17 protein-coding genes and 2 riboswitches are annotated in these 23,885 nt (G+C 65.2%); of the genes, 9 read left to right on the top strand and 8 right to left on the bottom strand.

From position 1 onward, the window contains the following. Positions 1-13 precede the first annotated feature (13 nt). Positions 14-1,642 carry a methyl-accepting chemotaxis protein gene (locus JOD97_RS05705; RefSeq protein WP_209714131.1) on the top strand — a complete coding sequence of 543 codons (1,629 nt, stop codon included), beginning with the start codon at positions 14-16 and terminating at the stop codon, positions 1,640-1,642. Between the two features lie 157 nt (positions 1,643-1,799). Here the strand turns inward: JOD97_RS05705 and JOD97_RS05700 are convergent, their stop codons facing one another. From JOD97_RS05700 to gcvT, 4 genes are all read right to left on the bottom strand, one after another. Beyond that, positions 1,800-2,231, bottom strand: coding sequence for a hypothetical protein (locus JOD97_RS05700; RefSeq protein WP_209714129.1), 432 nt, complete (start codon positions 2,229-2,231; stop codon positions 1,800-1,802). A gap of 116 nt (positions 2,232-2,347) precedes the next feature. After that, entirely contained in the window at positions 2,348-5,242 is a 2,895-nt protein-coding gene (gene gcvP, locus JOD97_RS05695; protein WP_209714127.1) for an aminomethyl-transferring glycine dehydrogenase, read from the bottom strand. 126 nt (positions 5,243-5,368) lie between these two features. Then, positions 5,369-5,749: a glycine cleavage system protein GcvH gene (gene gcvH, locus JOD97_RS05690; protein ID WP_209714125.1), complete on the bottom strand. Its 381-nt coding sequence runs from the start codon at positions 5,747-5,749 to the stop codon at positions 5,369-5,371. Between the two features lie 53 nt (positions 5,750-5,802). Beyond that, a complete protein-coding gene (gene gcvT / locus JOD97_RS05685) occupies positions 5,803-6,930 on the bottom strand; it encodes a glycine cleavage system aminomethyltransferase GcvT (protein WP_209714122.1) in 1,128 nt (375 codons plus the stop codon). A 75-nt stretch (positions 6,931-7,005) separates the two neighbouring features. After that, positions 7,006-7,121, bottom strand: a riboswitch (glycine riboswitch). A gap of 46 nt (positions 7,122-7,167) precedes the next feature. After that, positions 7,168-7,266: riboswitch (glycine riboswitch) on the bottom strand. 150 nt (positions 7,267-7,416) lie between these two features. Between gcvT and JOD97_RS05680 the strand changes: the two genes are divergently transcribed. Next, positions 7,417-7,977, top strand: a complete 561-nt coding sequence (locus tag JOD97_RS05680) for an ATP-dependent Clp protease proteolytic subunit (RefSeq protein ID WP_209714120.1) — start codon at positions 7,417-7,419, stop codon at positions 7,975-7,977. Between the two features lie 117 nt (positions 7,978-8,094). On the opposite strand, the gene JOD97_RS05675 is transcribed toward JOD97_RS05680, so the two are convergent. Both JOD97_RS05675 and JOD97_RS33085 read right to left on the bottom strand, forming a co-directional pair. Then, entirely contained in the window at positions 8,095-8,289 is a 195-nt protein-coding gene (locus JOD97_RS05675) for a hypothetical protein (protein WP_209714118.1), read from the bottom strand. A 186-nt stretch (positions 8,290-8,475) separates the two neighbouring features. Further along, complete coding sequence (locus tag JOD97_RS33085) at positions 8,476-10,356, bottom strand: methyl-accepting chemotaxis protein (protein ID WP_209714116.1); 1,881 nt, start codon at positions 10,354-10,356, stop codon at positions 8,476-8,478. A 245-nt stretch (positions 10,357-10,601) separates the two neighbouring features. Here JOD97_RS33085 and JOD97_RS05665 point away from each other — a divergent pair, with 245 nt between their 5' ends. After that, on the top strand, positions 10,602-13,094 hold the full coding sequence (locus JOD97_RS05665) for a DUF1631 family protein (RefSeq protein ID WP_209714114.1): 2,493 nt from the start codon (positions 10,602-10,604) through the stop codon (positions 13,092-13,094). An 11-nt stretch (positions 13,095-13,105) separates the two neighbouring features. Here the strand turns inward: JOD97_RS05665 and JOD97_RS05660 are convergent, their stop codons facing one another. Continuing rightward, the gene (locus JOD97_RS05660; RefSeq protein ID WP_209714112.1) at positions 13,106-13,744 is read right to left on the bottom strand and encodes a LysE family translocator; all 639 of its coding nucleotides are present in this window, start codon (positions 13,742-13,744) and stop codon (positions 13,106-13,108) included. Positions 13,745-14,007: 263 nt separating this feature from the next. On the opposite strand from JOD97_RS05660, the gene JOD97_RS05655 reads away from it, so the two are divergent. From JOD97_RS05655 to JOD97_RS05630, 6 genes are all read left to right on the top strand, one after another. Continuing rightward, a complete protein-coding gene (locus JOD97_RS05655; protein ID WP_373999792.1) occupies positions 14,008-14,577 on the top strand; it encodes a phosphatase PAP2 family protein in 570 nt (189 codons plus the stop codon). A gap of 64 nt (positions 14,578-14,641) precedes the next feature. Next, positions 14,642-18,169 (top strand): chromosome segregation protein SMC, encoded by a 3,528-nt coding sequence (gene smc / locus JOD97_RS05650; RefSeq protein ID WP_209714108.1) that lies wholly within the window; start codon positions 14,642-14,644, stop codon positions 18,167-18,169. Next, the gene (locus JOD97_RS05645; RefSeq protein WP_209714106.1) at positions 18,166-19,380 is read left to right on the top strand and encodes a cell division protein ZipA C-terminal FtsZ-binding domain-containing protein; all 1,215 of its coding nucleotides are present in this window, start codon (positions 18,166-18,168) and stop codon (positions 19,378-19,380) included. The genes smc and JOD97_RS05645 overlap by 4 nt, the downstream gene beginning before the upstream one ends. Positions 19,381-19,393: 13 nt before the next feature. Beyond that, positions 19,394-21,730, top strand: a complete 2,337-nt coding sequence (gene ligA / locus JOD97_RS05640) for an NAD-dependent DNA ligase LigA (protein WP_209714105.1) — start codon at positions 19,394-19,396, stop codon at positions 21,728-21,730. Between the two features lie 13 nt (positions 21,731-21,743). Next, positions 21,744-22,280, top strand: coding sequence for a peptide deformylase (def, locus tag JOD97_RS05635; protein WP_209714103.1), 537 nt, complete (start codon positions 21,744-21,746; stop codon positions 22,278-22,280). Between the two features lie 87 nt (positions 22,281-22,367). Beyond that, complete coding sequence (locus tag JOD97_RS05630; protein WP_209714100.1) at positions 22,368-23,426, top strand: AI-2E family transporter; 1,059 nt, start codon at positions 22,368-22,370, stop codon at positions 23,424-23,426. A gap of 85 nt (positions 23,427-23,511) precedes the next feature. On the opposite strand, the gene JOD97_RS05625 is transcribed toward JOD97_RS05630, so the two are convergent. After that, positions 23,512-23,868 (bottom strand): hypothetical protein, encoded by a 357-nt coding sequence (locus tag JOD97_RS05625; protein WP_209714096.1) that lies wholly within the window; start codon positions 23,866-23,868, stop codon positions 23,512-23,514. Positions 23,869-23,885 lie beyond the last annotated feature (17 nt).

Genomic DNA, 23,885 nt, shown 5'->3' with positions numbered 1-23,885 from the left:
ATGGCCAATTGTCATGCTTAGCAAACTGCGTATAGGTCCCAAACTGCTGCTGGCGCCCGGGGTGGTGCTGATCCTGCTGATCGTCCTGTCGGCGGGCGCCTATCTCGGGATGGTGCGGCAAAACCAATCGCTCGAGAACATGGTGCAGCAGCGCGCGGTGCGCCTGAAGGCCACCGCCGACCTGGTGGCCGGCGCCAACCGCGCCCACACCGAAATCTACCAGCTGCTCACCTGGATCAACGCCAGCTTCGCCACCGCGCGCGTCGACGCGCTGGTGCGCGGCATCCACAACCGCCACGCGGTGCTGGACCGCCAGTTCGCGCAGCTGGAGATGGTCACCCAATCGAATCCGGCCGAGCGCCGTTTCGTGGCGCAGTCGCAGGCGGCGCACGCCCAGTACGTGAAGGCGGTCGCCGACGTCATCGAGCTGGGAATCGCCGACCACTCGATGGCCGCCAACGCCATGTTCAAGGCCGAGCGGGCGTTCGACGTGGTGTCGCAGCGGCTCGAGGAGCTCTCCAAGCTGGAACAGTCGCTCAGCGAACGGGCGTTCTCCGAGGCCGAATCGGAGTTCACCAGCGTGTCGGTGTGGATGCCGATCATGGTGGCAGTGTCGATCGTGCTGTCGCTGCTGGTGACGATGGTGGTGCGTAACGCGCTGCTCAAGGAGGTGCGCGAGATCGGCGCGGCGGCGATCGATCTGGCCGAGGGCAACCTGACGGTGAAGAACCGGGTGTATGGCCGCGACGAGATCTCCGAGACGTCGCGCGCGCTCGACACCAGCATCCGCAATCTGAACACCACGCTCAAGACGATACTGGCGTCGGCCCAGTCGATCGATACCGCCTCGCGCTCGGTCGCCCAGGGCAGCGCCGACCTGACCCAGCGCGCCGAAAAGCAGGCCAGCTCGCTGGGCGAGACCAGCGGCGCGATGCGCGAGCTCAGCTCCACGGTGGCGCGCACCGCCAACAACGCCGAACTGGCCAATCAGCTGGTGCGTTGCGCCACCAATTTCGCGGTGCGCGGCGGCAGCGTGGTGCAGCGGCTGGTGGTGACGATGGCGTCCATCCGCGGCAGTTCGCGCCGGGTGGTCGATATCGTCGGCGTGATCGACGGCCTGGCGTTCCAGACCAATCTGGTGGCCCTGAACGCGGCGGTGGAGGCGGCCCGCGCCGGCGCCCAAGGCGAGGGTTTCGCGCAGGTGGCCAGCGACGTGCTGTCGCTGGCACAGCGCTCGGCCACGGCGGCGCACGAGATCAAGGCGCTGATCGCCGAGTCGGTGGCCGAGATCGAGGGCGGCGCGCGCTCGGTGGAGGAGGCTGGCGACAGCATGGCGGAGATCGTCGCCTCGGTGCAGAAGGTGGGCGACATCATCGGCCAGATCAGCGAGGCCAGCGCCGAGAACGCGGAGGAGCTGCAGGGCGCGCACATGGCGATCCTGGAGATGGATCAGGTGACGCAGCAGAATCTGGCGCTGGTGCGCCAGGCGGCCGCCGCGTCCACCGGCCTGCAGCGGCAGGCGCTGAACCTGTCGGAGGCGGTGGCGATGTTCAAACTCGACGAGGGTCAGGAGCCGAACTCCCCACAGCAACCGGGCTCGCCGCGCGTGGTGCGCCTGCGGCTGGCCTCGATCAGGAATTGAACGCGCACGGCGTATGCTGGCGGCGCTGCGGGCAACGCGGTTCATCTTTGCTCACGCGCGCCGCGGCCCCGCGAAACCGAACGACCAAGGAACCACGTAGGGCGGATGAGGCGGGGACGCCGTAATCGGCCATGCCAGCGTGCCAGCGGCCCCAATGTCAAGCGCGCGTGGCAGGGCTGTCGGCAGCCCCGCGCCAACGGTCGCCCGGACGCTTCCAATAATTCTCGATCAAATACCCCCACGGCATGACGATCGGGATCACCACCACCAGCAGGCAGGCGAACACATTCTCCACCATGGTCTGGTCCATCTGGCCGGCGCGCCACGCCGGCAGCGCGACGATCGAGAGCCACAGCGTTTTCCAAATCAGCTCCCACAGCAGCACCGGCAGCATTTGCAGCGGGTAGCGCACGCCGACCGCGCACAGCAAGCCGAAAGCGGCCAGCATGCAGTTAACGACGCCCTGCATGAACTCCCACGGCTTGTCATGATGGATGATGCCCGGTCCGACGAGCATGGCCAGTCCCAACGCGATCATCAGATAGACTGCCCGCAGCAAATACAGGCGTGGCAGAGACAGTGGATGCATCGTTCGGCTCCCCCGAGATAAAAGAATATCCATCTTACAACAAAAAAAGCAGGCGAAACCGCGAGGTCCGCCTGCTTTTTTTCGGGGCGCGCGGCGTTTGCCGCGCCAGCCGATGCTTACTCGTAGTCGCTCATCGGCGCGCAGCCGCAGAACAGGTTACGGTCGCCGTAGACGTTGTCGGCGCGGCCGACCGGCGGCCAGTACTTCTGCTTGCGCAGCGACGGCACAGGGTAGGCCGCCACTTCGCGGCTGTACTTGCGCTCCCACTTGTCGGCGGTCAGCACCTCGGCGGTGTGCGGCGCGAACTTGAGCGGATTATCCAGCTTGTCGAATTCGCCGCTTTCCACCTTGGCGATCTCGCCGCGGATGGCGATCATGGCGTCGATGAAGCGGTCCATCTCGGCCTTCGATTCGCTTTCGGTCGGCTCGATCATCAGGGTGCCCGGCACCGGGAAGCTCATGGTCGGGGCGTGGAAGCCGAAGTCCATCAGGCGCTTGGCGACGTCCTCGTTGCTGATGCCGGTCGCGTCCTGCAGCTGGCGCAGGTCGATGATGCACTCGTGCGCCACCAGGCCGTCGTGGCCCGAGTACAGCACCGGATAGTGCGGCGACAGGCGGCGGGCGATGTAGTTGGCGCTCAGGATGGCCGTCTCGGTGGCGGCGGTGAGGCCTTCGGCGCCCATCATCGCGATGTACATCCACGAAATCGGCAGGATGCTGGCCGAACCGTACGGCGCGGCGCTGACCGAGCCGATGCCGGCGTTGTCGCGGATGTAGCCGTTCGAACGCTGGTTCGGCAGGAACTTGGCCAGGTGCGCGCCGACGCCGATCGGGCCGACGCCGGGACCGCCACCGCCGTGCGGAATGCAGAAGGTCTTGTGCAGGTTCAGGTGCGAGACGTCGCCGCCGAACGCGCCCGGCGCCGCCACGCCGACCAGCGCGTTCATGTTGGCGCCGTCGATGTAGACCTGGCCGCCGTGGCCATGGACGATCTCGCACAGTTCCTGGATGCCTTCCTCGAACACGCCGTGGGTCGAAGGGTAGGTCACCATGACGGCGGCCAGGTTCTTCGAGTGCAGTTCGGCCTTGGCCTTCAGGTCGGCCAGGTCGACGTTGCCGTTGGCGTCGCAGGCGGTGACCACCACCTGCATGCCGACCATGTTGGCCGACGCCGGGTTGGTGCCGTGCGCCGACGATGGAATCAGGCAGATGTTGCGATGGCCCTCGCCACGCGACTGGTGGTAGGCCTGGATCACCAGCAGGCCGGCGTACTCGCCCTGCGAGCCGGCGTTGGGCTGCAGCGAGATGGCGGCGTAGCCGGTCACCGCGCACAGCATCTCTTCGAGCTGGCCGATCATTTCGCGGTAGCCGACGGTCTGGCTGTCCGGCGCGAACGGGTGGATGTTGGAGAACTCGGGCCAGGTGACCGGGATCATTTCGCTGGTGGCGTTCAGCTTCATCGTGCACGAACCCAGTGGGATCATGGTGCGGTCCAGCGCCAGGTCCTTGTCGGCCAGGCTGCGCAGGTAGCGCAGCATTTCGGTTTCGGAGTGGTAGCGGTTGAACACCGGGTGCGTCAGATACTCGCTCGAACGCGCCAGCGACGCCGGGAACGACTCGGCCACCGCCGCTTCGACCGTGTCGAAGGCCGGGCCGTGGGCCGGGCCGCCAACCGGATGGGCGAACACGGTCCACAGCAGGGCGATGTCTTCGCGCGTGGTGGTCTCGTCGAGCGAGACGCCGACGTGCGAGGCGTCGATCACGCGCAGGTTGACGCCGTGCGAGTGGGCCGAGGCGTGCAGCTGTTCGGCGTTGGCGACGGCCACGGTCAGCGTGTCGAAGAAGGTGTCGTTGGTGACGGTGTAGCCGAGCGTCTTCAGGTTGGCAGCCAGCACGCCGGTGTAGCGGTGCACGCGCTGGGCGATCTGCAGCAGGCCTTTGGGGCCGTGGTAGACGGCGTACATCGACGCCATCACCGCCAGCAGCACCTGCGCGGTGCAGATGTTGGAGGTGGCTTTTTCGCGGCGGATGTGCTGCTCGCGGGTTTGCAGCGCCAGGCGGTAGGCCTTGTTGCCCTGGGCGTCGATGGTGACGCCGACCAGGCGGCCGGACATGCTGCGTTTGAATTCGTCGCGGGTCGACAGGTAGCCGGCGTGCGGGCCGCCGAAACCGAGCGGCACGCCGAAGCGCTGGCTGTTGCCGACGACGACGTCGGCGCCCCATTCGCCCGGCGGCGTGAGCATGGTCAGCGCCAGCAGGTCGGCGGCGACGACCACCATCGCGCCCTTGGCCTTGACTGCCTCGACGCCGGCCTTGTAGTCGCGCACCACGCCGTTGACGCCCGGGTACTGCAGCAGCACGCCGAAGGCTTCGCCGATGCCGGACAGTTCGGCCGGGTGGAAGCCCTTGACCTCGATGCCCAGCGGCTTGGCGCGGGTCTCGACCACTTCGCGCGTTTGCGGCAGCACGTCGTCGGCGACGTAGAACACGTTCGACTTCGATTTGCCGACGCGCTGGATCAAGGTCATGGCCTCGGCGGCGGCGGTGCCCTCGTCGAGCATGGAGGCGTTGGCGATGCCCATGCCGGTCAGGTCGGTGATGGTCTGCTGGAAGTTCAGGATCGCTTCCAGGCGGCCCTGCGAAATCTCCGGCTGGTATGGCGTGTAGGCGGTGTACCAGGCCGGGTTTTCGAAGATGTTACGCAGCACCACGCCCGGCGTCAGCGTGTTGTAGTAGCCCTGGCCGATCATCGACTTCAAGACCTTGTTCTTGCCCGCGATTTTTTTCAGCTTGTTGAGCGCTTCCTGTTCCGGCATCGGCTGCGTGAACGCGCCCAGCGGCAGCGTGGCCTTGTTGCGGATGTTGGCGGGAACGATGGTGTCGATCAGCGCGGCGCGCGAGGCGTAGCCGAGGACATCCAGCATGGCTTGCTGTTCTGCGGCGTCAGGGCCGATATGGCGTGCGATGAAGGCGTCGCGGGCTTCGAGTTGGGTCAGGCTGGTGCGGGTCATGATTTGTCAGGGCCAAAAGAGAGGAGGCAAACCCGCAAGCCTGGGGTCGGACCCGTCGGGTCCGACCCCGCCTGGCCGTGCGGGTTAAAAGAAGGCCGGCAAGACGCCGGCTCTCGAAAAACGGAATTACGCTTCGGTGGTCTTGCCGTATGCTGCGGCGTCGAGCAGGCCGTCGATCGCGCCGGCGTCGGCCGGCTTGATTTTGAACAGCCAGGCGGCGTAGGCGTCGGTGTTGATCGATTCCGGCGCGCTGGCCACGTCCTCGTTGACGGCGATGACTTCGCCCGACACCGGCGCGTAGATGTCGCTGGCGGCCTTGACCGATTCCACCACGGCGGCGTCGTCGCCGGCGGTGTAGCTCTTGCCGACCTTCGGCAGTTCGACGAAGACGATATCGCCCAGCGCGTCCTGCGCGTACTCGGTGATGCCGACGGTGACGGTGCCGTCAGCCTCGGCGCGCACCCACTCGTGGGATTCGGTGTACTTCAGGTCTGCAGGAATATTCATGTAAGGCTCCAGAGGGGTAGGGGTCAGGGTGCTGGTACGGACTACTAAACTAATTAAACAGCCAGGATTTTACCGTTGCGAACGAAAGGCAGCTTGACCACCGAGGCGGCCAGCTTCTTGTCGCGGATCTCGACGTGCACGGTGTCGCCGACGGCCACGCCGTTGGGCACGCGCGCCAGCGCGATGGCCTGCTGCATGGTCGGGCTGAAGGTGCCGCTGGTGATCTCGCCGACGGCGTCGGTGCCGGCCACGATCACCTTTTGGTGGGCGCGCAGCACGCCGCCTTTTTCGCGCAGGATCAGGCCGACGAATTGGGCGTTCTGGCCCATTGCCTGCAGCGCGGCCTTGCCGATGAAATCGCGCTCGGACACCAGGTCGATGGTCCAGGCCAGGCCGGCGTCGAGCGGATTGACGGTTTCGTCCATGTCCTGGCCGTACAGGTTCATGCCCGCTTCCAGGCGCAAGGTGTCGCGCGCGCCCAGGCCGGCCGGCTTGACGCCGGCGGCGGCCAGCGCGTTCCACAGCTTCTCGGCCTGGCCGGCGGCCACGCCGATCTCGAAGCCGTCCTCGCCGGTGTAGCCGGTGCGGGCGATCATCGCCTCGCCGAAGGCCGCGCTGTGCGCGAAGGCGACGTTGAACGGTTTCATGTCGGCGGTGCCGGCCTTCGATTCCGGAATGACTTCCCACACCTTGGCGCGCGCGTTCGGGCCCTGCACGGCGATCAGCGCCATGGCGCTGGCCGGGTCGCCATCGCGGCGCTGGGTGATCGTCACGCCGCTGTTGGTGGCGGCGTTTTGCGCCTGCATCCAGGCCACGTCTTTTTCGGCGGTGCCGGCGTTGACGACCAGGCGGAACCAGCTCTCGTCGATGAAGTAGACGATCAAGTCGTCGATGACGAAGCCCTGCGGGTTGAGCATGCACGAGTACAGCGCCTTGCCCGACACCTGCAGCTTGTCGACGTTGTTGGCCAGCAGGCCGCGCAGGAAGGCGCGCACGTTGGCGCCCTTGATGTCGACCACGCACATGTGGGCGACGTCGAACATGCCGACGTCGGTGCGCACGGCGTTGTGTTCTTCGATCTGCGATCCGTAGTTGACGGGCATGTCCCAGCCGCCGAAATCGACCATCTTGGCGCCGGCGGCACGGTGTGCGTTGTTGAGTGGGGTGGCTTTGAGCGTCATAATTCCTCGGTCCAAATCGAAAAGGGGTTAACAGAACATACAAGGAACGGCTAAAAAGCTGTTTCCACAATGATCGCAGACCCCTCTGTCCTTGGTACCTGAGAGATTACGGGGCGAGTTGGACTCGATTCCCGTGCGCCCCTTCGGTGGGCCGCCGGCGTGTGCCGCGGCCGCTCTCCAGAGTTGGTCCAGTTGGCATCCCGCCGGGGATGATGACATCCGCTGGCGGCCGCGCTGGTCCCTTGATCGGTCCTTTTGCCTGAGAGTTTTTGGGTAGTGCCCCTTCGGCGGCTGCGCTGGCGAATTCGCCCGGCAACCCTCTCCCGATCAAGACTCGGGAATATATGTCAGAAGGGCCCCGATGTCAATCTTGCGGGCAAGCCGCTGGCGGGGCGGCGGCGGAGGCGCGCACGAATGGACGACAATAAAAACGCCATATAAACAACTATTTGCTAGAATAAATCACACTTATTCGAGAGCCCACCCATGAGCCAAGATCCAAATTCCTACGAGGGCCACGCGTGGTTCACGCTGTCCGGCGATGTCAACAGCGACATGGTGCGCCGTGTCTTCGACGCCGTCGCCGACATGACCGAGGACCGCATCACCACCGCCCACATCCTGATCCAGTCGAACGGCGGCTACGTCAGCGACGGTATTTGCCTGTACAACTACCTGAGCAAGCTGCCGATCAAGATCATCACCTATAACGCCGGCGCGGTGGCGTCGATCGCGGTGATCCTGTTCCTGGCCGGCGAGGAGCGGTATGCCAGCGACACGGCGCGCTTCATGGTCCACAAGTCGCACGCCAGCGCGCCGCACGGCGCCCGCCCGGACGCGTTGCGCATCATCGTCGAAGGCTTGCAGGCCGACGACGCGCGCACCGAGCAGATCCTGCGCGACCATGTGCGCCTGACCGAGGAACACTGGCGCACGCACGCGTATTCCGACCTGCACCTGACGGCGGCCGAAGGGGTGGCGGTGGGGATGGTCAACGCGGTGCGCGATTTCGTGCCGCCGCGCGGCCAGCGCGTGGCCAATATTTAAAGCATCACCCCCGCAGCAGCAGTGTCAAGCCGCTAGCCGCTGCGCTTCGGGGTCGTACCCGAACGAACGGGTACGACCCCGCTTGGCGTTGCGGGGTGGTACAGCGCCGCCAATCAATCAGCGGTTTTTGTTGCCCGACTGCTTGTTGGTGTCGTTCTTGTGGCTTTGACGGCCAGCTTCCACGTGTTGCTCATGGGTGCCGCCCTGGGTGCCGGAACGCGAGCCGCTGGAAGAACCCTGGTCGCCCGATTGCTTGCTGCTGCCTTGATTGGAGCCTTGCTTGCTGCTGCCGCCTTTTTGATTCGAGTTCATTTTGATTCCTTTACGAAAGTGAAAGAACGTACTCGCCAAAAACGCGCGGTGTTTGTCGAAAACCGGTGGAAACACCGCGCGTTTCTGGTGCAGCAATGATGCGTTTTCGCTCAGGCACTTGCTATCGGAGCGAGTCTTGGTCGGCTGTAGGATCATGCCTCGCACTCGTCGTTAAAACCCGCGTCGTCAAAATTCTTCCCACTCGACTTCATTGCTGAGCTTGCCGGATGCTTTGCCGAGGCCGCTTGACGGCTTGGCGCGGGCATTCGGGCGGGCGGTCTGCGCCTTGGGCGCGGCGGTTCCGGCGGCCGCCGGCTGGCGCGGCGGGCGTTTTTCTGCGGTCGGCAAGGACGGCTTGGCGCGTTCGCGGCGGGCTGCGACGGCCGGCTGTACCGGCGGCGCCGGCGGCGCGTCCTCGGCGTCCTCGATGTCCTCGATGTGCTCGAGGTCCATGCCGCTCATGGCCGTCAGCCCGCGCGTGTCGAGCGCGCCGGAGGCCCCGACGGCCGGGCCGGTCGCGGCGGCGCCGCTGACGGCAAACGCGCCGATCGCCTCGTTCAGCTTGCTTGTTTCATCGCGCATCGACGCGGCGGCGGCCGCCGCCTGTTCGACCAGCGCGGCGTTTTGCTGGGTCGCCTGATCCATCGCCGCGATCGCCTGGTTGACCTGTTCCAGGCCGGCGGTCTGCTCGGCGCTGGCGTCGGCGATTTCACCGATCAGCCCGGTCACCCGTTGCACGCTGCCCACCACCTCGTCCATCGTCAGGCGCGCCTGGTCGGCCAGCCGCGTGCCGCGCACCACCTTGTCGACCGAGTCGTCGATCAGGCTCTTGATCTCCTTGGCCGCCGCCGCGCTGCGTTGCGCCAGGTTGCGCACCTCGGAGGCGACCACGGCGAATCCGCGCCCCTGTTCGCCGGCGCGCGCCGCCTCCACCGCCGCGTTCAAGGCCAGAATGTTGGTCTGGAACGCGATGCCGTCGATCACGCCGATGATTTCCGCGATTTTCGTCGAGCTGTCGTTGATCGACGCCATCGTGCCGACCACCTGCTCGACGTCGTTGCCGCCGCGCACCGCGACCGCCGACGCCGACACGGCCAGCTTGTTGGCCTGCACCGCGTGCTCGGCGTTTTGCTTGACGGTGGCCGTCAGCTGCTCCATCGACGACGCGGTCTCCTCCAGCGAGGCGGCCTGTTGTTCGGTGCGGGTCGACAGGTCCTGGTTGCCCTCGGCGATTTCGGCCGAGGCCTCGCCGATCGCGCGCGCGCCGCTTTGGACCTGGGAGATCATCGTTTGCAGGCTGTCGTTCATGTGTTGCATCGCCCGCAGCAGCTTGCCCGTCTCGTTGTTGGGGCCCGCCTCGATGCGGGTGCCCAGGTCGCCGTCGGCGATTCGTTGCGCCACCAGCATCACCTGCTGCAACGGCGCCGAGATCGAACGCGCCAGCCACAGCGCCAGCAGCACACCGAGGCTGATCGCCACGCCGAGCAAGCCCAGCGTGATGACGCGCGCCACGCCGTACAGCCGGTCGGCGTCGCGGGCCGCCTGCTGGCTGCCTTCCATATTGCTGGAAAGTAATTTGTCGAGCTGGTCGTTGGCGGCCTCGAGCAGCGGCAGCGACGATCCCTTGAGCAGCGCGACCGCCTCGTCCTTTTTGCCTTCGTTGGCCAGCGCCATCATTTTGTCGTGCTCGGCCAAGTAGGAAGCGGCCATCCGTTGTAAATCGGTCGCCTGGGCCTTGATGTTTGCATCGTTGACGGTCCTGCCGAGCCTGTCGGCATTGTCACGGAAGGCGGATAGTGCGAGACTTAGTTTTTGCTCGGCACCGTCGATGCTGCCCTTGTCGCTGATAACGACGTGCTCCAGCTTGCGCAATTCCTGCAGATCGTTCTTGAGCGACAGCACGGCGATGGTCTGGGGTAGCCAGGTGCCGGACAAGCGGGTCGACGCGCCGTTGATGTCGCCCATGCGGTAGAGCGAACTGAGGCCCAGCAGCACGGTCAGCGCCAGCACGGCGGTAAAGGCGACCAACAGTTTGCTGGAGGTTTCCAGGTTATGCAGGAATTTCATGGGTATCCTTGATGGGGGCGCGCAGGTGGGGGAACCGGGCCGGGAACGCCGGGTCAGATAATGATGTTAAGCAAAGCCCAAGCTTGTTCTTTGCGCCTCGTCAAAGCAGCTGTTGGAACGAGGAAAGTGCTACACAGTGTGCAAACACTGCAAAAAAACCGGGATTCTTTCCTTGTTGGTATTGCCATGTGGAAATACTGTGTAAGAATGAGGTTTACGGATCGATAACTGAGCAGGCCGATGCCATGGCTGACACTTCAACAATTCCGATGACCAACGTCGCGGCGAAACAGCCGGTCTCGCCGCGGCATGGCTTGCTGGAGGACTTGATCGGCATCGCCGTCAAGCATGCCGGCGACCAATATCTGGAGCTGGCCACCAAGTTGGCCGGCGCGCTGATCGACGCCACCGACGGCGACACCCGCGCTATCCAGCAACGGCTGCGCGCCGGCAACCTGCTGCGCAACCGTCAGTTCGCGTTTTTGCACCTGGCCACGGAAACCCTGGAAAAAGCGCTGCGGCGCGAGATCGCCGAGCTGGCGCCGGCCGCCAGGGACCAGCGCGCGCGTGGCGGCGCGGACCAGCCGCTGGCGCTGGTGCCGTTCGAGGAGATGGATACCAGGGTGGCGCTCGGCGGAGTGGGCAAACCGTTCGAATCGCTGCATTCGGATGCTTTGCAGACGCTGAACGTGCGGCTGGCCTTCCTGCTGGACCGCGATATCCTGCGCGTGAGCCAGAACCCGTTTCGCCCGGAAGTGTTCCTGGTGGCCTTGCAGCAGGCGTGGACGCAGTTCGACGCCGAGCCCGAGTCGGCTCCGCTGTTGCAGCCGCTCATCAAACCAGGCATGTTCATTGAACTGGGACCGATGCTCGACGCGCTAAACCTGGCGTTGCAAAGCAAGGGCGTGCTGCCGGGCTCGGTGGACGGCTACAAGGGCCGCAAGGCCGACGCGACCAAGACAATTGCGGGCGACCGCGCACGCGGCAACCAGGCGGCGCTGGCCCAGCAATTGCGGCAGTTTTTCGCCTCCAGCGATGTGGCCGGATCGGCCGCCGGCCAGATCGTCGACAACATCGCCGGCGGTATGCTGCACGGCGGTATCGATCTGAGCATTCCGGATTTGCCGATGTCGGCGCTGCATTCGGGCACCGCCTGGGTGCCGAACGCGGCCGGGCAGGGCGCGGCCGCGCGGGCGGCCGGCGCGGTTGGCTTCCTCGGCGGGGGCACAGGCGCCGGCGTCGGCGAGGCTGTGGCCGCCGCGCCGGGCGGGGGCTGGGTACAGGGTCCGGCGCAAGGTTTCCAGCCGGTGGGCATCAGCAATGAGCTTGCGCAGCGGCAGTCCCAGATCAACGCCAAGCAGCCGTTGTTCGCTTATCTGGCCCGCTTGCAGAGCAGTGCGGCGGCCGCCGCCGGCACGGCGGGAACCCCGGCCCCGGGCGAGGGCGCTGCCATCCCGGCCAACGTGTTTTATTTGCCCAACATCAAACAAAGCGTGCCGCAAGGAAGCCTGACGCGCGCCGACGAAAGCACCATCGACCTGCTGACGGCGATCTTCGAGGCCGTCTTCCGCGACCAGAACATCTCGCAGGAAATACGCGACCTGATACGTTTCCTGCAGATTCCCGTGCTCAAGGCCGCGCTGGTCGACAAGAATTTCTTCTTCCAGGAGGAGCACCCGGCGCGCCGCATGATCGATTTGCTGTCGCGCATGGGCTGGGAGCAGCACAAGGGGCCGGAAGACCCGCTGTTCAAGGCGATGCAGCGCAGTGTCGACCGCGTCGGCCGCGACTACGACCGCGAACTGTCGGTGTTCGCGCAAGCGGTCAGCGACCTGGAGTCGTCGATCCAGGCGGAGGAGCGCGCCGCGGCGGTGGCCATCGCCGAACCGATCGCCGCCGCGCTGAAACAGGAAAAGACGACCGAATCGGCCAAGCTGGCGAAAAACGCCGTGGCCCTGCGCATCGGCACCGGCGAGGTCATCGCCGTGGTGGAAGCCTTCCTGGAACAACGCTGGGTGTCCGTGCTGACCGTCGCCTACAGCATCGAGGACGGCAAGCCGGGCGCCGTCAACAACGCCACCCGCGCCATGGACGAGCTGATCTGGAGCGTGCGCCCCAAGCTCAACGCCGACGACCGCAAGCTGCTGATCGCCAAGTTGCCCGGCATGCTGGCGAGCCTGAATAAATGGCTGGATGTGATCAAGTGGCAGGACGCCGATCGTCTGCAATTTTTTGCCGAGCTGGCCGAGTGCCACGCGTCCATCGTGCGCGCGCCGCTGGACCTGTCGCCCGAGCGTCAGCTGGAAATATCGATGCAAGTGGCCCGCCAAGCCGCCGAACGGCGTCTGGAAATTCAGGCGAAAGCCGACGCGGCCGAGCAGGCCGAGGCGGAGCAGCGCGCCCGCCGGCCCGAGCTGGAGGCGGCCGAAGAGGATGCCGCGATTGAAGTCGATGGGCTAACGCGCGGCATGTGGCTGGAGTTCGCGCAGCCGGACGGTGGCCGGCGCAAGGTCAAGCTGGCATGGATCAGTCCGCTGCGCACGCTGTATATCTTCTCGACCGCCGCGCGGCAGGAGGCGTTCTCCGTCTCCGGCGAGCAATTGGCGAAGCAATTCCAGGAAAAAACCGCGCAGGTGGTGCGCAGCGACGGCGTGGTGTCGATGGCGCTGTCCGAGGCGCTGGCCCGGGGCGCCGTCAACGACGCGGGAGACGAGCCGCCCGCGTCCGCCTTCGGTTGAAGTTCAACCGCTTATTTGACCGTCAGTAGCGCGCCGCCCATGCCGATGAACAAGGCGCCGGTGGTGCGTTTGGTAAAGCGTGCACGGGCCGCGCTGTGGCGCACCTTGCGCTTCATCCAGGACGCGCACACCACGTAAAAGAAGTGCGACAGCAGGCTGCAGGCGGTGAAGGTCGACGTCAGCAGCAGGAATCGGGTCGGATCGACGTGATCCGGCGGCATGAATTGCGGGAACACGGCGGTGAAGAACAGGATCGCCTTGGGATTGCTGACCGCCACCAGCAGGCCGGAGCGGAAGGTGCTCAGGCGGCTGGCCTGGGCGGCGGGCGCCGGCGCTGCGGCTGCATCGGCCTGGGCTGGCGCGGCCGACGCCTGGCGCCAGGTTTTCACGCCGAGATAAATCAGGTAGGCGGCGCCGGCCACTTTTACCGCGCCGAACGCCAGCGCCGAGGTCTTGAGCACCAGGCCGAGGCCGGCCACGGCGGTCGTGGCGACGATGAACACCCCCAGCGCATTGCCCAGGGAACTATACAATGCCCGCCGCGCGCCTTGCGTGGAGGCGGTCGAAATGGCCATCAACACGCCCGGACCGGGGCTGAAGGCCGCCGCCAGGGAAACGGATAGGAACAACAGCCAGGTCGAGAGTGTCATATAGTATTTCCAATCAAACAACAGTGAGTGTGAGCAATAGTATGCCACGCCTGCGCCAAGCGTGCTGGCGGGGCCGATTTTCCACCCGTTGCGGCCTTGGCGCCCAGGCTACAGACGTTGGTGCGCAGCAATTGTTCGGTCAAATACTGCTGGGTATGCTTTAATGATGGTGCAGTGCAAAATAATTGAAAGGCGGTGATTGGATGATGTGGTGGCACGCTTTAAGCATAGCGGGAAGTTTGGCGGTAACGGGGCCGGTGGGCGTGGCGATCGCCATATGGCTGATCGCGGGCAAGTCCTGGCGGCTGACATGGATGTGGGGGCTGTTGTTCGGCATCGGCATGGCGCTGGTGGTCGTCACCAAAATGGCGTTCGTCGGCTGGGGCATCGGTGTGGAATCGGTCGAGTTCGCCGGCTTCAGCGGCCACGCGATGCGCGCCGCCGCCGTCTACCCGGTCGCCGCCTTCCTCGCCTTCCGCAGTTCCAGCAGCCGCGCCAGGTATCTGGCCACCGCCGCCGGGGTTGTGTTCGCCATCCTGATTTCCATCTCGCGCGTGCCGATGATGGCGCACTCCGTGTCCGAATCGGTCACCGGCTCCATCCTGGGCCTGGCCATCGCCGCCGGCTTCATCCGCTACGCCAGCAGCGAGCACCACTGGGCGCTGAGCCGCATGCTGGTCGTGCTGTGCCTGCCGATCGTGTTGATCGCGCCGCAGGTCGAGCCGGTGCCGGCCGAGCAGTGGATCACCCAGGCCGCGCTGTACCTGTCCGGCCGCGACCAGCCGTACACCCGCGCCATGTGGCAGGAGTCCAAGCACCGGGGGCATGAATAGGGCGCGGATAATGCGCTAAATGGTATTATTGTGATCTTTTACAGCCCATAGCCCAGATAATCACGTGCGTCTCTCTTCGATTAAATTGTCGGGATTCAAGTCTTTCGTTGATCCCACCAATTTCCAGGTGCCGGGTCAGCTGGTTGGCGTGGTGGGGCCGAACGGTTGCGGCAAGTCGAACATCATCGATGCCGTGCGCTGGGTACTGGGCGAATCGAAGGCTTCGGAGCTGCGCGGCGAGTCGATGCAGGACGTCATTTTCAACGGCTCGACCCACCGCAAGCCGGCCGGGCGGGCCTCCGTGGAGCTGGTCTTCGACAACAACGACGGCAAGGCCGCCGGCCAGTGGGGCCAGTATGCGGAGATCGCCGTCAAGCGCACCTTGACGCGCGACGGCACCTCGACCTACTACATCAACGGCCAGCCGGTGCGCCGGCGCGACATCCAGGACATCTTCCTCGGCACCGGCCTCGGTCCGCGCGCTTACGCCATCATTGGCCAGGGCATGATCAGCCGCATCATCGAATCGCGCCCGGAGGAACTGCGGGTGTTCCTCGAGGAGGCGGCCGGCGTCTCCAAGTACAAGGAGCGGCGCCGGGAAACCGAAAACCGCCTGCACGACACCCGCGAAAACCTGCTGCGCGTCGAGGACATCCTGCGCGAGCTCAATTCGAACCTGGAAAAGCTCGAAGGCCAGGCCGCCGTCGCGACCAAGTTCCACCAGCTGCAGTCGGACCAGGAAGAGAAGCAAAAGCTGCTTTGGCTGCTGCGCAAGATCGAAGCGGAGACCGAGCAGAAAAAGTACTTCCGCGAGGTGGAACAGGCGCAGAACGATCTGGAAGAGCAGACCGCCAAGCTGCGCAACGTCGAGCTGACCCTGGAGCACATGCGCCAGGCGCACTTCGCCGCCGGCGACCGGCTGCACACGGCGCAGGGCAGCCTGTATCAGACCAACTCGGAAATCGGCAGCCTGGAAGCGCAGATCAAGTTCGTCATCGAATCGCGCGGCCGCCTGCAATCGCAGCTGGCGGCACTGACCGCGCAGCGCGACCAGTGGCAGAACCAGGCCACCGAATACGCCGGCCAGATCGAGGAGGCCGAATTCACGCTCGAGGAGCTGTCGGCCAAGGTCGAGCAATCGCAGATGATGGCCGAGCAAAAGGGCGAGTCGCTGCCGATGCTGGAGCAGGCGTGGCGCGAGGCGCAGACCAAGAGCACCGAATCGCGGGCCCGCATCATGCAGGCGCAGCAGCAGCTGGAGCTGGAATCGGCGCACCAGCGCAACGCCAACAACATCCTCAACGGCCTGGCCGTGCGGCGCGAGCGCCTGCAGCAGGAAAAGAACGGCCTCAATCTGCCCGACAGCGCGCACCTGACCAATATGCGCATGCAGCTGGAGGAGAAGCAGCAGGCGCTGGAGGAGCAGAGCTTCCTGCTGGAGGAGGCGCTGGAGCAGCAACCGCGCCTGGAAGAGGAACGCCAGGCCGCGCAGCAGCAGGTCAATAGCGAGACGGCCGCCAACGCCCAGCTGGAAGCGCGCCTGAACGCGCTGCGCCAGCTGCAGGAGCGCGTGCAAACCCAGGGCAAGGTGACGCCGTGGCTGCAAAAGCACGAACTCGATTCCTTGCCGCGCCTGTGGCAAAAACTGAATATCGAATCCGGCTGGGAGACGGCGCTGGAATCGGTGCTGCGCGAGCGCACGTCGGCGCTGCAGATGTCGAACATCGAATGGGCCAAGGCCTTCTTCGGCGACGCGCCGCCGGCCAAGCTGGCGCTGTTCGCGCCCTCGACGGCGGTGCCGCCGGCACCGGTGGAGGTGGCGGGCCTGAAGCCGTTCCTCAACCTGCTCAAGTTGAACGACCCCGGTCTGCGCGGCCTGCTGCAGGACTGGCTGCACAACGCCTACCAGGCCGACGACGCGGCCGAGGCCTTCGCCGAACGCGCCAGGCTGCCGGCCGGCGGCTACTTCGTCACGCGCCAGGGCCACGTCGTCACGCAGAACAGCGTGCGCTTCTACGCCGCCGATTCGGAGCAGGACGGCATGCTGGGGCGCCAGCAGGAGATCGAAAACATCACCAAGCAGCTGCGCGCGCAGCAGATGCTGGCCGACGAGGCGCGCGCCCGCTCGGTGCGTGCGGAGGCGGCGCTGTCGGAACTGACGCGGCGCCTGACCGAGTACCGCGCCAAGCTGCAAAGCCTGCAGCAGTCGGTGCACACCTTGCAGCTGGACGTGGTCAAACTGTCCGAGATCGAGGCACGCTTCAACCAGCGCAGCAACCAGATCGAAACCGACCTGGCCGAAATCGCCGCGCAGGAAGAGGAACAGACCCAGATCAAGATGGAGTCCGAGGAAAAGTTCGAGCAGCTCGATATGGAGCTCGGCAACCTGCAGGGCGACCACGAGGACGGCCAGACCATTTTCCTGGAGAAGGAGCAGCGCCTGGCCGACGCCCGCGAAGCCCTGCGCGATCTGGAACGCGCGGCGCAGGAAGCGCAGTTCGCCGAAAAATCCCAGCGCAACAAGATCGAGGAATTGCGCCGTTCGATCGCCACCGCTACCGCGCAGGTGGCGCAGGTAACGCAAAGCCTGGAAGCGGGCCAGCACGAACTGGCGACGCTGGAATCGGGTTCCGCCAACGACGGCCTGCAGGATCTGCTGGACCGCCGCACCGAGCAGGAGAAGGCGCTGTCGGACGCGCGCCATGAACTCGACCAGATCACGCAGCAGCTGCGCCAGTTCGAGGAAGGGCGCATGTCGACCGAGCGCGCGCTGCAGCCGCAGCGCGACAAGATCATGGAAATGCAGCTCAAGGAGCAGGCCGCGCGCCTGAACCAGGAGCAGTTCGCCGCGCAGCTGGCCGAGGTGCAGGCCGACGAGGCGGCGCTGGCCGAAAAGCTCCATCCGGACATGAAGGCGTCGTATCTGCAGGGCGAGGTGACGCGACTGACCAACGCCATTTCGCTGCTCGGCGCGGTCAACCTGGCGGCGCTGGACGAACTGGCGACGGCGTCCGAGCGCAAGAACTTCCTCGATTCGCAAAACGCCGATTTGAACGAGGCGATCAACACGCTGGAAGACGCCATCGCCAGGATCGACAAGGAAACGCGCGATCTGCTGCAGGACACCTTCGACCGCGTCAACGGTCACTTCTCCGAGCTGTTCCCGATCCTGTTCGGCGGCGGCCAGGCCAAGTTGATCATGACCGGCGATGAAATTCTCGACTCCGGCGTGCAGGTCATGGCGCAGCCGCCGGGTAAAAAGAACGCCACCATCCACCTGCTGTCCGGCGGCGAAAAAGCCCTGACGGCGACGGCGCTGGTGTTCTCCATGTTCCGGCTCAACCCGGCGCCGTTCTGCCTGCTCGACGAGGTCGACGCGCCGCTGGACGACGCCAATACCGAACGATTCTGCCGGATGGTCAAGCGCATGTCCGACCATACCCAATTCCTCTTCATCTCGCACAATAAGATTGCGATGGAGATGGCCAATCAACTAATCGGTGTGACGATGCAGGAGCAGGGCGTATCGCGCATCGTGGCGGTGGATATGCAATCCGCCGCCAATTTCGCTTCAGAGGCACAAGCAGCATGACAGACCTTCAAATGAGTTTGATCGGGATCGCCGGCGTATTCGTCGCCGGTGTATTCACCTACAACAAAATCCAGGAATACAAGGCTAAGAAGAGCGTCGAACGCGCCTTCGCGACCGACCATGACGATGTGCTGATGCGCACCGGCGAAACGCCGGCCGCAGCGCGTCCGGAGCCGCGTATTGAACCGCGCGTCGATCCGGCCGGCGGACCGCGCCAGGAGCCGAGCTTCTCGCTCGATGATTCGCCTGCGCTGGCGCCGGGCGTGGCAGGTGCCGAGGCGGCCGCCGCCGCCGCGTCGCTGGCGGCGGTCGCCGGCGAATTCAGCACCGATCCTGTCGACGCGTCGTCGTCGGCCGCGGCCGAAGCGGCGCTGATCGCGCGCGCCAACGCCGCCTCGGCGGCCGCCGCCGAACAGGCCACCGCGCTGGTCGACCCGTTGATCGATTGCCTGCTGCCGCTGGCGCTGGAAGGCGCCGCGCGCGGCGACAAGCTGCTGCCGGTGCTGCAAACCCTGCGCATGGTCGGCAACAAGCCGGTGCACTACATCGGCCTGGCCGTCAGCGGCGACTGGGAACCGATCGTCCACGGCGGCGTCTACACCAAGCTGCAGGGCGGCGTGCAACTGGCCAGCCGCAGCACCGCGTTGAACGAGCTGGAATACTCGGAACTGGTCACGCGCCTGCGCGCGATGGCCGACGAAATCGGCGCCGAGCCGGAAATCCCGGACATGATCGAAGTGATGGCCGAGGCGCGCAATCTGCACCGCTTCGTCGCCGGCCACGACGCCCAGTTGGGCGTGAACCTGCAATCGAACGGCGCGCCGTGGGCCATTTCGACCTTGATCGGCGCGCTGGAAAAGCAGGGCTTCGACGTGCGCCCGGACGGCCGCTTCGTGATGCCGGACGGCGAGGGCGGCTTCCTGTTCTCGCTGTCGACCAACGTCACCTTGGCCGAGGAAACCACCTCGCGTCTGACCTTGCTGCTGGACGTGCCGTGCGTGGCGCCATCGCGCGACGGCTTCGGCGCCATGGTGGCCTGCGCCAAATCGCTGGTGGGCCGCCTGGACGCCACCATCGTCGACGACTACAACCAGCCGCTGACCGACGCCGCGCTGGGCGAGATCGCCACCCAGGTGCAGGACTTCTACACCGAGATGAACGAGGCCGATATCCCGGCCGGTTCCACCCGCGCGCTGCGTTTGTTTAGCTGATTTGGAAGTGGCAATGACTGAAGTGGATTACAAGGCGCGTATCGAATCGTTGAGCGCTGAGCTGAACCGGCACCTGCACGCCTATCATGTGGAAGACGCGCCCACCATCCCGGACGCGGAGTACGACAAGCTGTTCATGGAGCTGCAGGCGCTCGAGCTGGAGCACCCGGAGCTGGCGCTGGCCGACTCGCCGACCAAGCGCGTTGGCGCGGCGCCGCTGCCGCAGTTCGACCAGGTCACCCATTCGGTGCCCATGCTGTCGCTCAATAACGGCTTCGCCGACGAGGATGTCGAGAACTTCGACCGCCGCGTGCGCGAAGGCCTGGACGCGGCCGGCGCCGTCGAATACGCGGCCGAGGTCAAATACGACGGCCTGGCCATCAACCTGCGCTACGAAAACGGCGTACTGGTGCAAGCGGCCACGCGCGGCGACGGCTACACCGGCGAGGACGTGACGGCCAATATCCGCACCATCCGCACCATCCCGCTGCGTTTGAAGACGTCCAATCCGCCCGCCATCCTCGATGTGCGCGGCGAAGTGCTGATGTTCAAAGCCGATTTCGACGCCATGAACGCGCGCCAGCGCGAGGCGGGGCAGAAGGAGTTCGTCAACCCGCGCAACGCGGCGGCGGGCAGCCTGCGCCAACTCGATTCGCGCATCACCTCCGCGCGCAAGCTCAGTTTCTTCTGCTACGGCGTCGGCCTGCTGGAGGGCGCCGAGATGCCGCCATCGCATTCCGCCTTGCTGGACTGGTACCGCACGCTCGGCCTGCCGGTGGCCAAGGAGGGCAAGGTGGTGCGCGGCTACGACGGCCTGATGGAATACTACAAACAGATCGGCGAAGCGCGTCCGACCATGCCGTACGAAATCGACGGCGTGGTCTACAAAACCAATCTGCTGCAGGACCAGCGCACCTTGGGCTTCGTCTCGCGCGCCCCGCGTTTCGCGCTGGCGCACAAGTTTCCGGCCGAGGAGGCGCTGACCACCGTGCAGGCGATCGAGGTGCAGGTGGGCCGCACCGGCGCCATCACGCCGGTGGCGCGGCTGGCGTCCGTGTTCGTCGGCGGCGTCAACGTCACCAACGCCACCTTGCATAACGAAGACGAGGTGCGCCGCAAGGACGTGCGCGTCGGCGACACGGTGATCGTGCGCCGCGCCGGCGACGTCATCCCGGAAGTGCTGGCCGTGGTGCTGGAGCGCCGCCCGACGCCGGAACCGGCGATGTACGAGCTGCCGAAAACCTGCCCGGTGTGCGGCTCGCACGTGGTGCGCGAGGAGGGCGAGGCCATCGCCCGCTGCTCCGGCGGTTTGTTCTGTTCGGCCCAGCGCAAGGAGGCGATCCGCCACTTCGCCGGCCGCAAGATGATGGACATCGAAGGCTTGGGCGACCGCTACATCGACAGCCTGGTCGAATGGGGCAAGGTGCAGCGCGTGGCCGACCTGTATTCGCTCAAGCTCGAAGACCTGCTGGAGATGAAGCGCCTGGCCGACGAACGCGATGGCACCACGCCGGAGACTGTCGTCAAGGGCAAGATCGCCACCAAGTGGGCGGACAATCTGCTGGAGGCCATCGCCGCCAGCAAGAACCCGCCGCTGGAGCGTCTGCTGTTCGCGCTCGGCATCCGCCACGTGGGCGAATCGACCGCCAAGACCTTGGCCGAGTGGCTGGGGCGCTTCGACTTGATACGCCGCGTGCCGGCCGCGCTGCTGCGCGTGCTGCCCGATATCGGCGGCACGGTGGCGCTGTCGATCGCCGAATTCTTCGCCGAGCCGAAAAACCAGGAAGCCATCGACGCGCTGCTGGCCGCCGGCGTGACGCCGAAAGGCGAGCATCCGCCCAGCGCCAAGCTGCGCGAGAAGCTCGACACCGTCAAGCTGATGGCCGCGCTGGCGATCCCGAAACTGACCGAACCGCGCAGCAAGCAGCTGGTGGACCAGGGCATGAACTTGAAGGCGATGGCCAACCTGCCGATCTTCACCGTATTCGGGCTGCCGGCCGCCGTCGGCGACGCGCTGACGGAATGGATGGCGGAGCCGGGCAACCGTGAACTGGTCGCGTCGCTGCACCAACTGCGCGAAGACCTGCTGGCGCAACTGCCGGAGGAAGCGGCCGAAGGTCCGCTGACCGGCAAGACCTTCGTGCTGACCGGGACGCTGCCGACCCTGAGCCGCGACCAGGCCGCCGCGATGATCGAGGCGCAGGGCGGCAAGGTTTCCGGATCGGTGTCGAAGAAGACGCACTATCTGGTGGCGGGCGCCGACGCCGGCAGCAAACTGGCCAAGGCGCAGGAACTGGAAGTGACCATCCTCGACGAGGCGGGCCTGCAGGAACTGCTGGCGAAACAGTAAATAAGGTGGCGACATGACCGTACGTGAAATCCTCAAGATGGGCGATCCGCGCCTGCTGCGCGTGGCCGAACCGGTGACCGAATTCGGCACGCCGGAAATGAAGCAGCTGATCGCCGACATGTTCGACACCATGCACGCGGCCAATGGCGCCGGCCTGGCGGCGCCGCAGATCGGCGTCAACCTGCAGCTGGTGATCTACGGCTTCAAGCAAAATGTGCGCTATCCGGACGCGCCGCAGGTGCCGGAAACGGTATTGATCAATCCCGTTCTGACGCCGCTGTCGGACGAAAAGGAAGACGGCTTCGAAGGCTGTTTGTCGGTGCCCGGGCTGCGCGGCAGCGTGCCGCGCTGGACCAAACTGCGTTATGAAGGCGTCGACCAGTTCAACCAGCCGATCGCGCGCGACGTCGACGGCTTCCACGCGCGCGTGGTGCAGCACGAGGTCGACCACCTGCTCGGCGTGCTGTACCCGATGCGCATCACCGACTTCTCCAAGTTCGGCTTCACCGACGTCATGTTCCCAGACCTCGACCCCAACGACGACGATTGAGATCGCCCGGCGTGTTGCCACATGCGTGCGGGGCAGTGGGGCATGCATCGTTTATGATGATGCAACTTGACTAACACGCGATCTCCCATGCAACCGTTTTCGTTTCAGCAAAAAATCTTCCTGGCCCTGCTGGCCATCGTCACCATCGGCTTCGGATGGATACTCGCGCCGTACGGCGGGGCGATATTCTGGGGCGTGGTGCTGGCGATCCTGTTCGCGCCGATCTACCGCTGGCTGCTGCAGCGCACCCGCAACAAGGCCAACCTGGCGTCGATTTTGACCTTGCTGCTGATTGTCGTGATCGTCATCCTGCCGCTGACGCTGGTGTCGGTGTCGATCGTCAACCAGGCCGCCTCGGTCGTGGACATGGTGCGTTCCGGCGACATTTCCGTGGCGGGCTTCTTTAACAAGATCATGGCCGCTTTGCCGAACTGGCTGGTGGGCCTGCTCGATAAGTTCCATCTGACCAGCCTGGCCAACCTGCAGGACAAGCTCACCGACGCCGCCTCGCAAGTGAGCCAGGAAGTGGCCAAGCGGGCGATCAATGCCGGCCTGTACACATTCGATTTCCTGACCAGCCTGTGTATTTTGCTGTACTTGCTGTTTTTCCTGCTGCGCGACGGCGACAAGTTGTCCAAGCGCATCAAGGAAGCCGTGCCGCTGAGCCGTAAATACAAGCAGCGCCTGTTCCAGAATTTCACCACCGTGATCCGCGCGACGGTGAAGGGCAACATCCTGGTCGCCATCGCCCAGGGCGCGCTGGGCGGCCTGATTTTTTGGTTCCTGGACGTGCGCGCGCCGGTGCTGTGGGGCGTGTTGATGGCCTTCCTGTCGCTGCTGCCGGCCGTTGGCGCGGCCATCGTCTGGGCCCCGGTCGCGATCTATTTCCTCGCCACGGGCGCGGTGTGGCAGGGCGTGACGCTGGCGGCGTTCGGCGTGTTTGTGATCGGCCTGGTCGACAACTTCCTGCGGCCGGTGCTGGTCGGGCAGGACACCAAGATGCCCGATTACGTGGTGCTGTTATCGACGGTCGGCGGCATGGCGTTGTTCGGGCTGAACGGTTTCGTCATCGGCCCGGTGGTCGCGGCGATGTTCATCGCCGCGTGGGATTTGTTTGTGACCGCCAGCGAGTTTCATACCGACTGAGCTTGCTAAAGGGGTACACATGAACGGGCGTGGGGCTTTGGCCGGCACGGCATCGGCCAGCGCCAGGCGCCCGTTGTGTTGACGGTTATGCCAAGCCCGCCCAGTGTCTAATGAAACTTGTCGCGTCGGTAACAATGGCCACCGCCTTCGCGTTGGCCGCGATGTCCTTGGCGAATTCGGAAGCCAGACTTTGGGCCTTCTCAAGCGTTGCGTCGTCCGGCCCCTTCAGCGCGGTGCCGTTGTATTTATCGATCGTCGCCTGGTTGGTCGATTTCATTTGGGCCAGCAGGTCTTCCATTTCGAACGCGGCACGGAAGAACTTGAGTTTGTCTTCTTCCAAAATGGAAAACTGTGCCAAATTTTCAAAGTACTTCTTTTCATTTTGCAGGGCCGTGTAGGCGTGGGAAAAAGCCAGCCACAAACCGTCGAGATTGCTTGCCATGTGATGCTCCTTGAATG

The sequence above is a fragment of the Duganella sp. 1411 genome, assembly GCF_017833525.1.
GTDB lineage: Bacteria > Pseudomonadota > Gammaproteobacteria > Burkholderiales > Burkholderiaceae_D > Rugamonas.
Note: the sequence above shows the minus strand (reverse complement) of the source record. Positions and strands in the feature narration are given on the sequence as shown.

What these genes read in the sequence shown, in the direction of transcription:
- JOD97_RS05700 (WP_209714129.1), bottom strand. Translation starts at nt 2,231, where the DNA reads ATGCATCCACTGTCTCTGCCACGCCTGTATTTGCTGCGGGCAGTCTAT.
- JOD97_RS33085 (WP_209714116.1), bottom strand. Translation starts at nt 10,356, where the DNA reads ATGAAATTCCTGCATAACCTGGAAACCTCCAGCAAACTGTTGGTCGCC.
- JOD97_RS05645 (WP_209714106.1), top strand. Translation starts at nt 18,166, where the DNA reads ATGACAGACCTTCAAATGAGTTTGATCGGGATCGCCGGCGTATTCGTC.
- gcvP (WP_209714127.1), bottom strand. Translation starts at nt 5,242, where the DNA reads ATGACCCGCACCAGCCTGACCCAACTCGAAGCCCGCGACGCCTTCATC.
- JOD97_RS05660 (WP_209714112.1), bottom strand. Translation starts at nt 13,744, where the DNA reads ATGACACTCTCGACCTGGCTGTTGTTCCTATCCGTTTCCCTGGCGGCG.
- gcvT (WP_209714122.1), bottom strand. Translation starts at nt 6,930, where the DNA reads ATGACGCTCAAAGCCACCCCACTCAACAACGCACACCGTGCCGCCGGC.
- gcvH (WP_209714125.1), bottom strand. Translation starts at nt 5,749, where the DNA reads ATGAATATTCCTGCAGACCTGAAGTACACCGAATCCCACGAGTGGGTG.
- def (WP_209714103.1), top strand. Translation starts at nt 21,744, where the DNA reads ATGACCGTACGTGAAATCCTCAAGATGGGCGATCCGCGCCTGCTGCGC.
- ligA (WP_209714105.1), top strand. Translation starts at nt 19,394, where the DNA reads ATGACTGAAGTGGATTACAAGGCGCGTATCGAATCGTTGAGCGCTGAG.
- JOD97_RS05680 (WP_209714120.1), top strand. Translation starts at nt 7,417, where the DNA reads ATGAGCCAAGATCCAAATTCCTACGAGGGCCACGCGTGGTTCACGCTG.
- JOD97_RS05705 (WP_209714131.1), top strand. Translation starts at nt 14, where the DNA reads ATGCTTAGCAAACTGCGTATAGGTCCCAAACTGCTGCTGGCGCCCGGG.
- JOD97_RS05625 (WP_209714096.1), bottom strand. Translation starts at nt 23,868, where the DNA reads ATGGCAAGCAATCTCGACGGTTTGTGGCTGGCTTTTTCCCACGCCTAC.
- JOD97_RS05675 (WP_209714118.1), bottom strand. Translation starts at nt 8,289, where the DNA reads ATGAACTCGAATCAAAAAGGCGGCAGCAGCAAGCAAGGCTCCAATCAA.
- JOD97_RS05630 (WP_209714100.1), top strand. Translation starts at nt 22,368, where the DNA reads ATGCAACCGTTTTCGTTTCAGCAAAAAATCTTCCTGGCCCTGCTGGCC.
- JOD97_RS05665 (WP_209714114.1), top strand. Translation starts at nt 10,602, where the DNA reads ATGGCTGACACTTCAACAATTCCGATGACCAACGTCGCGGCGAAACAG.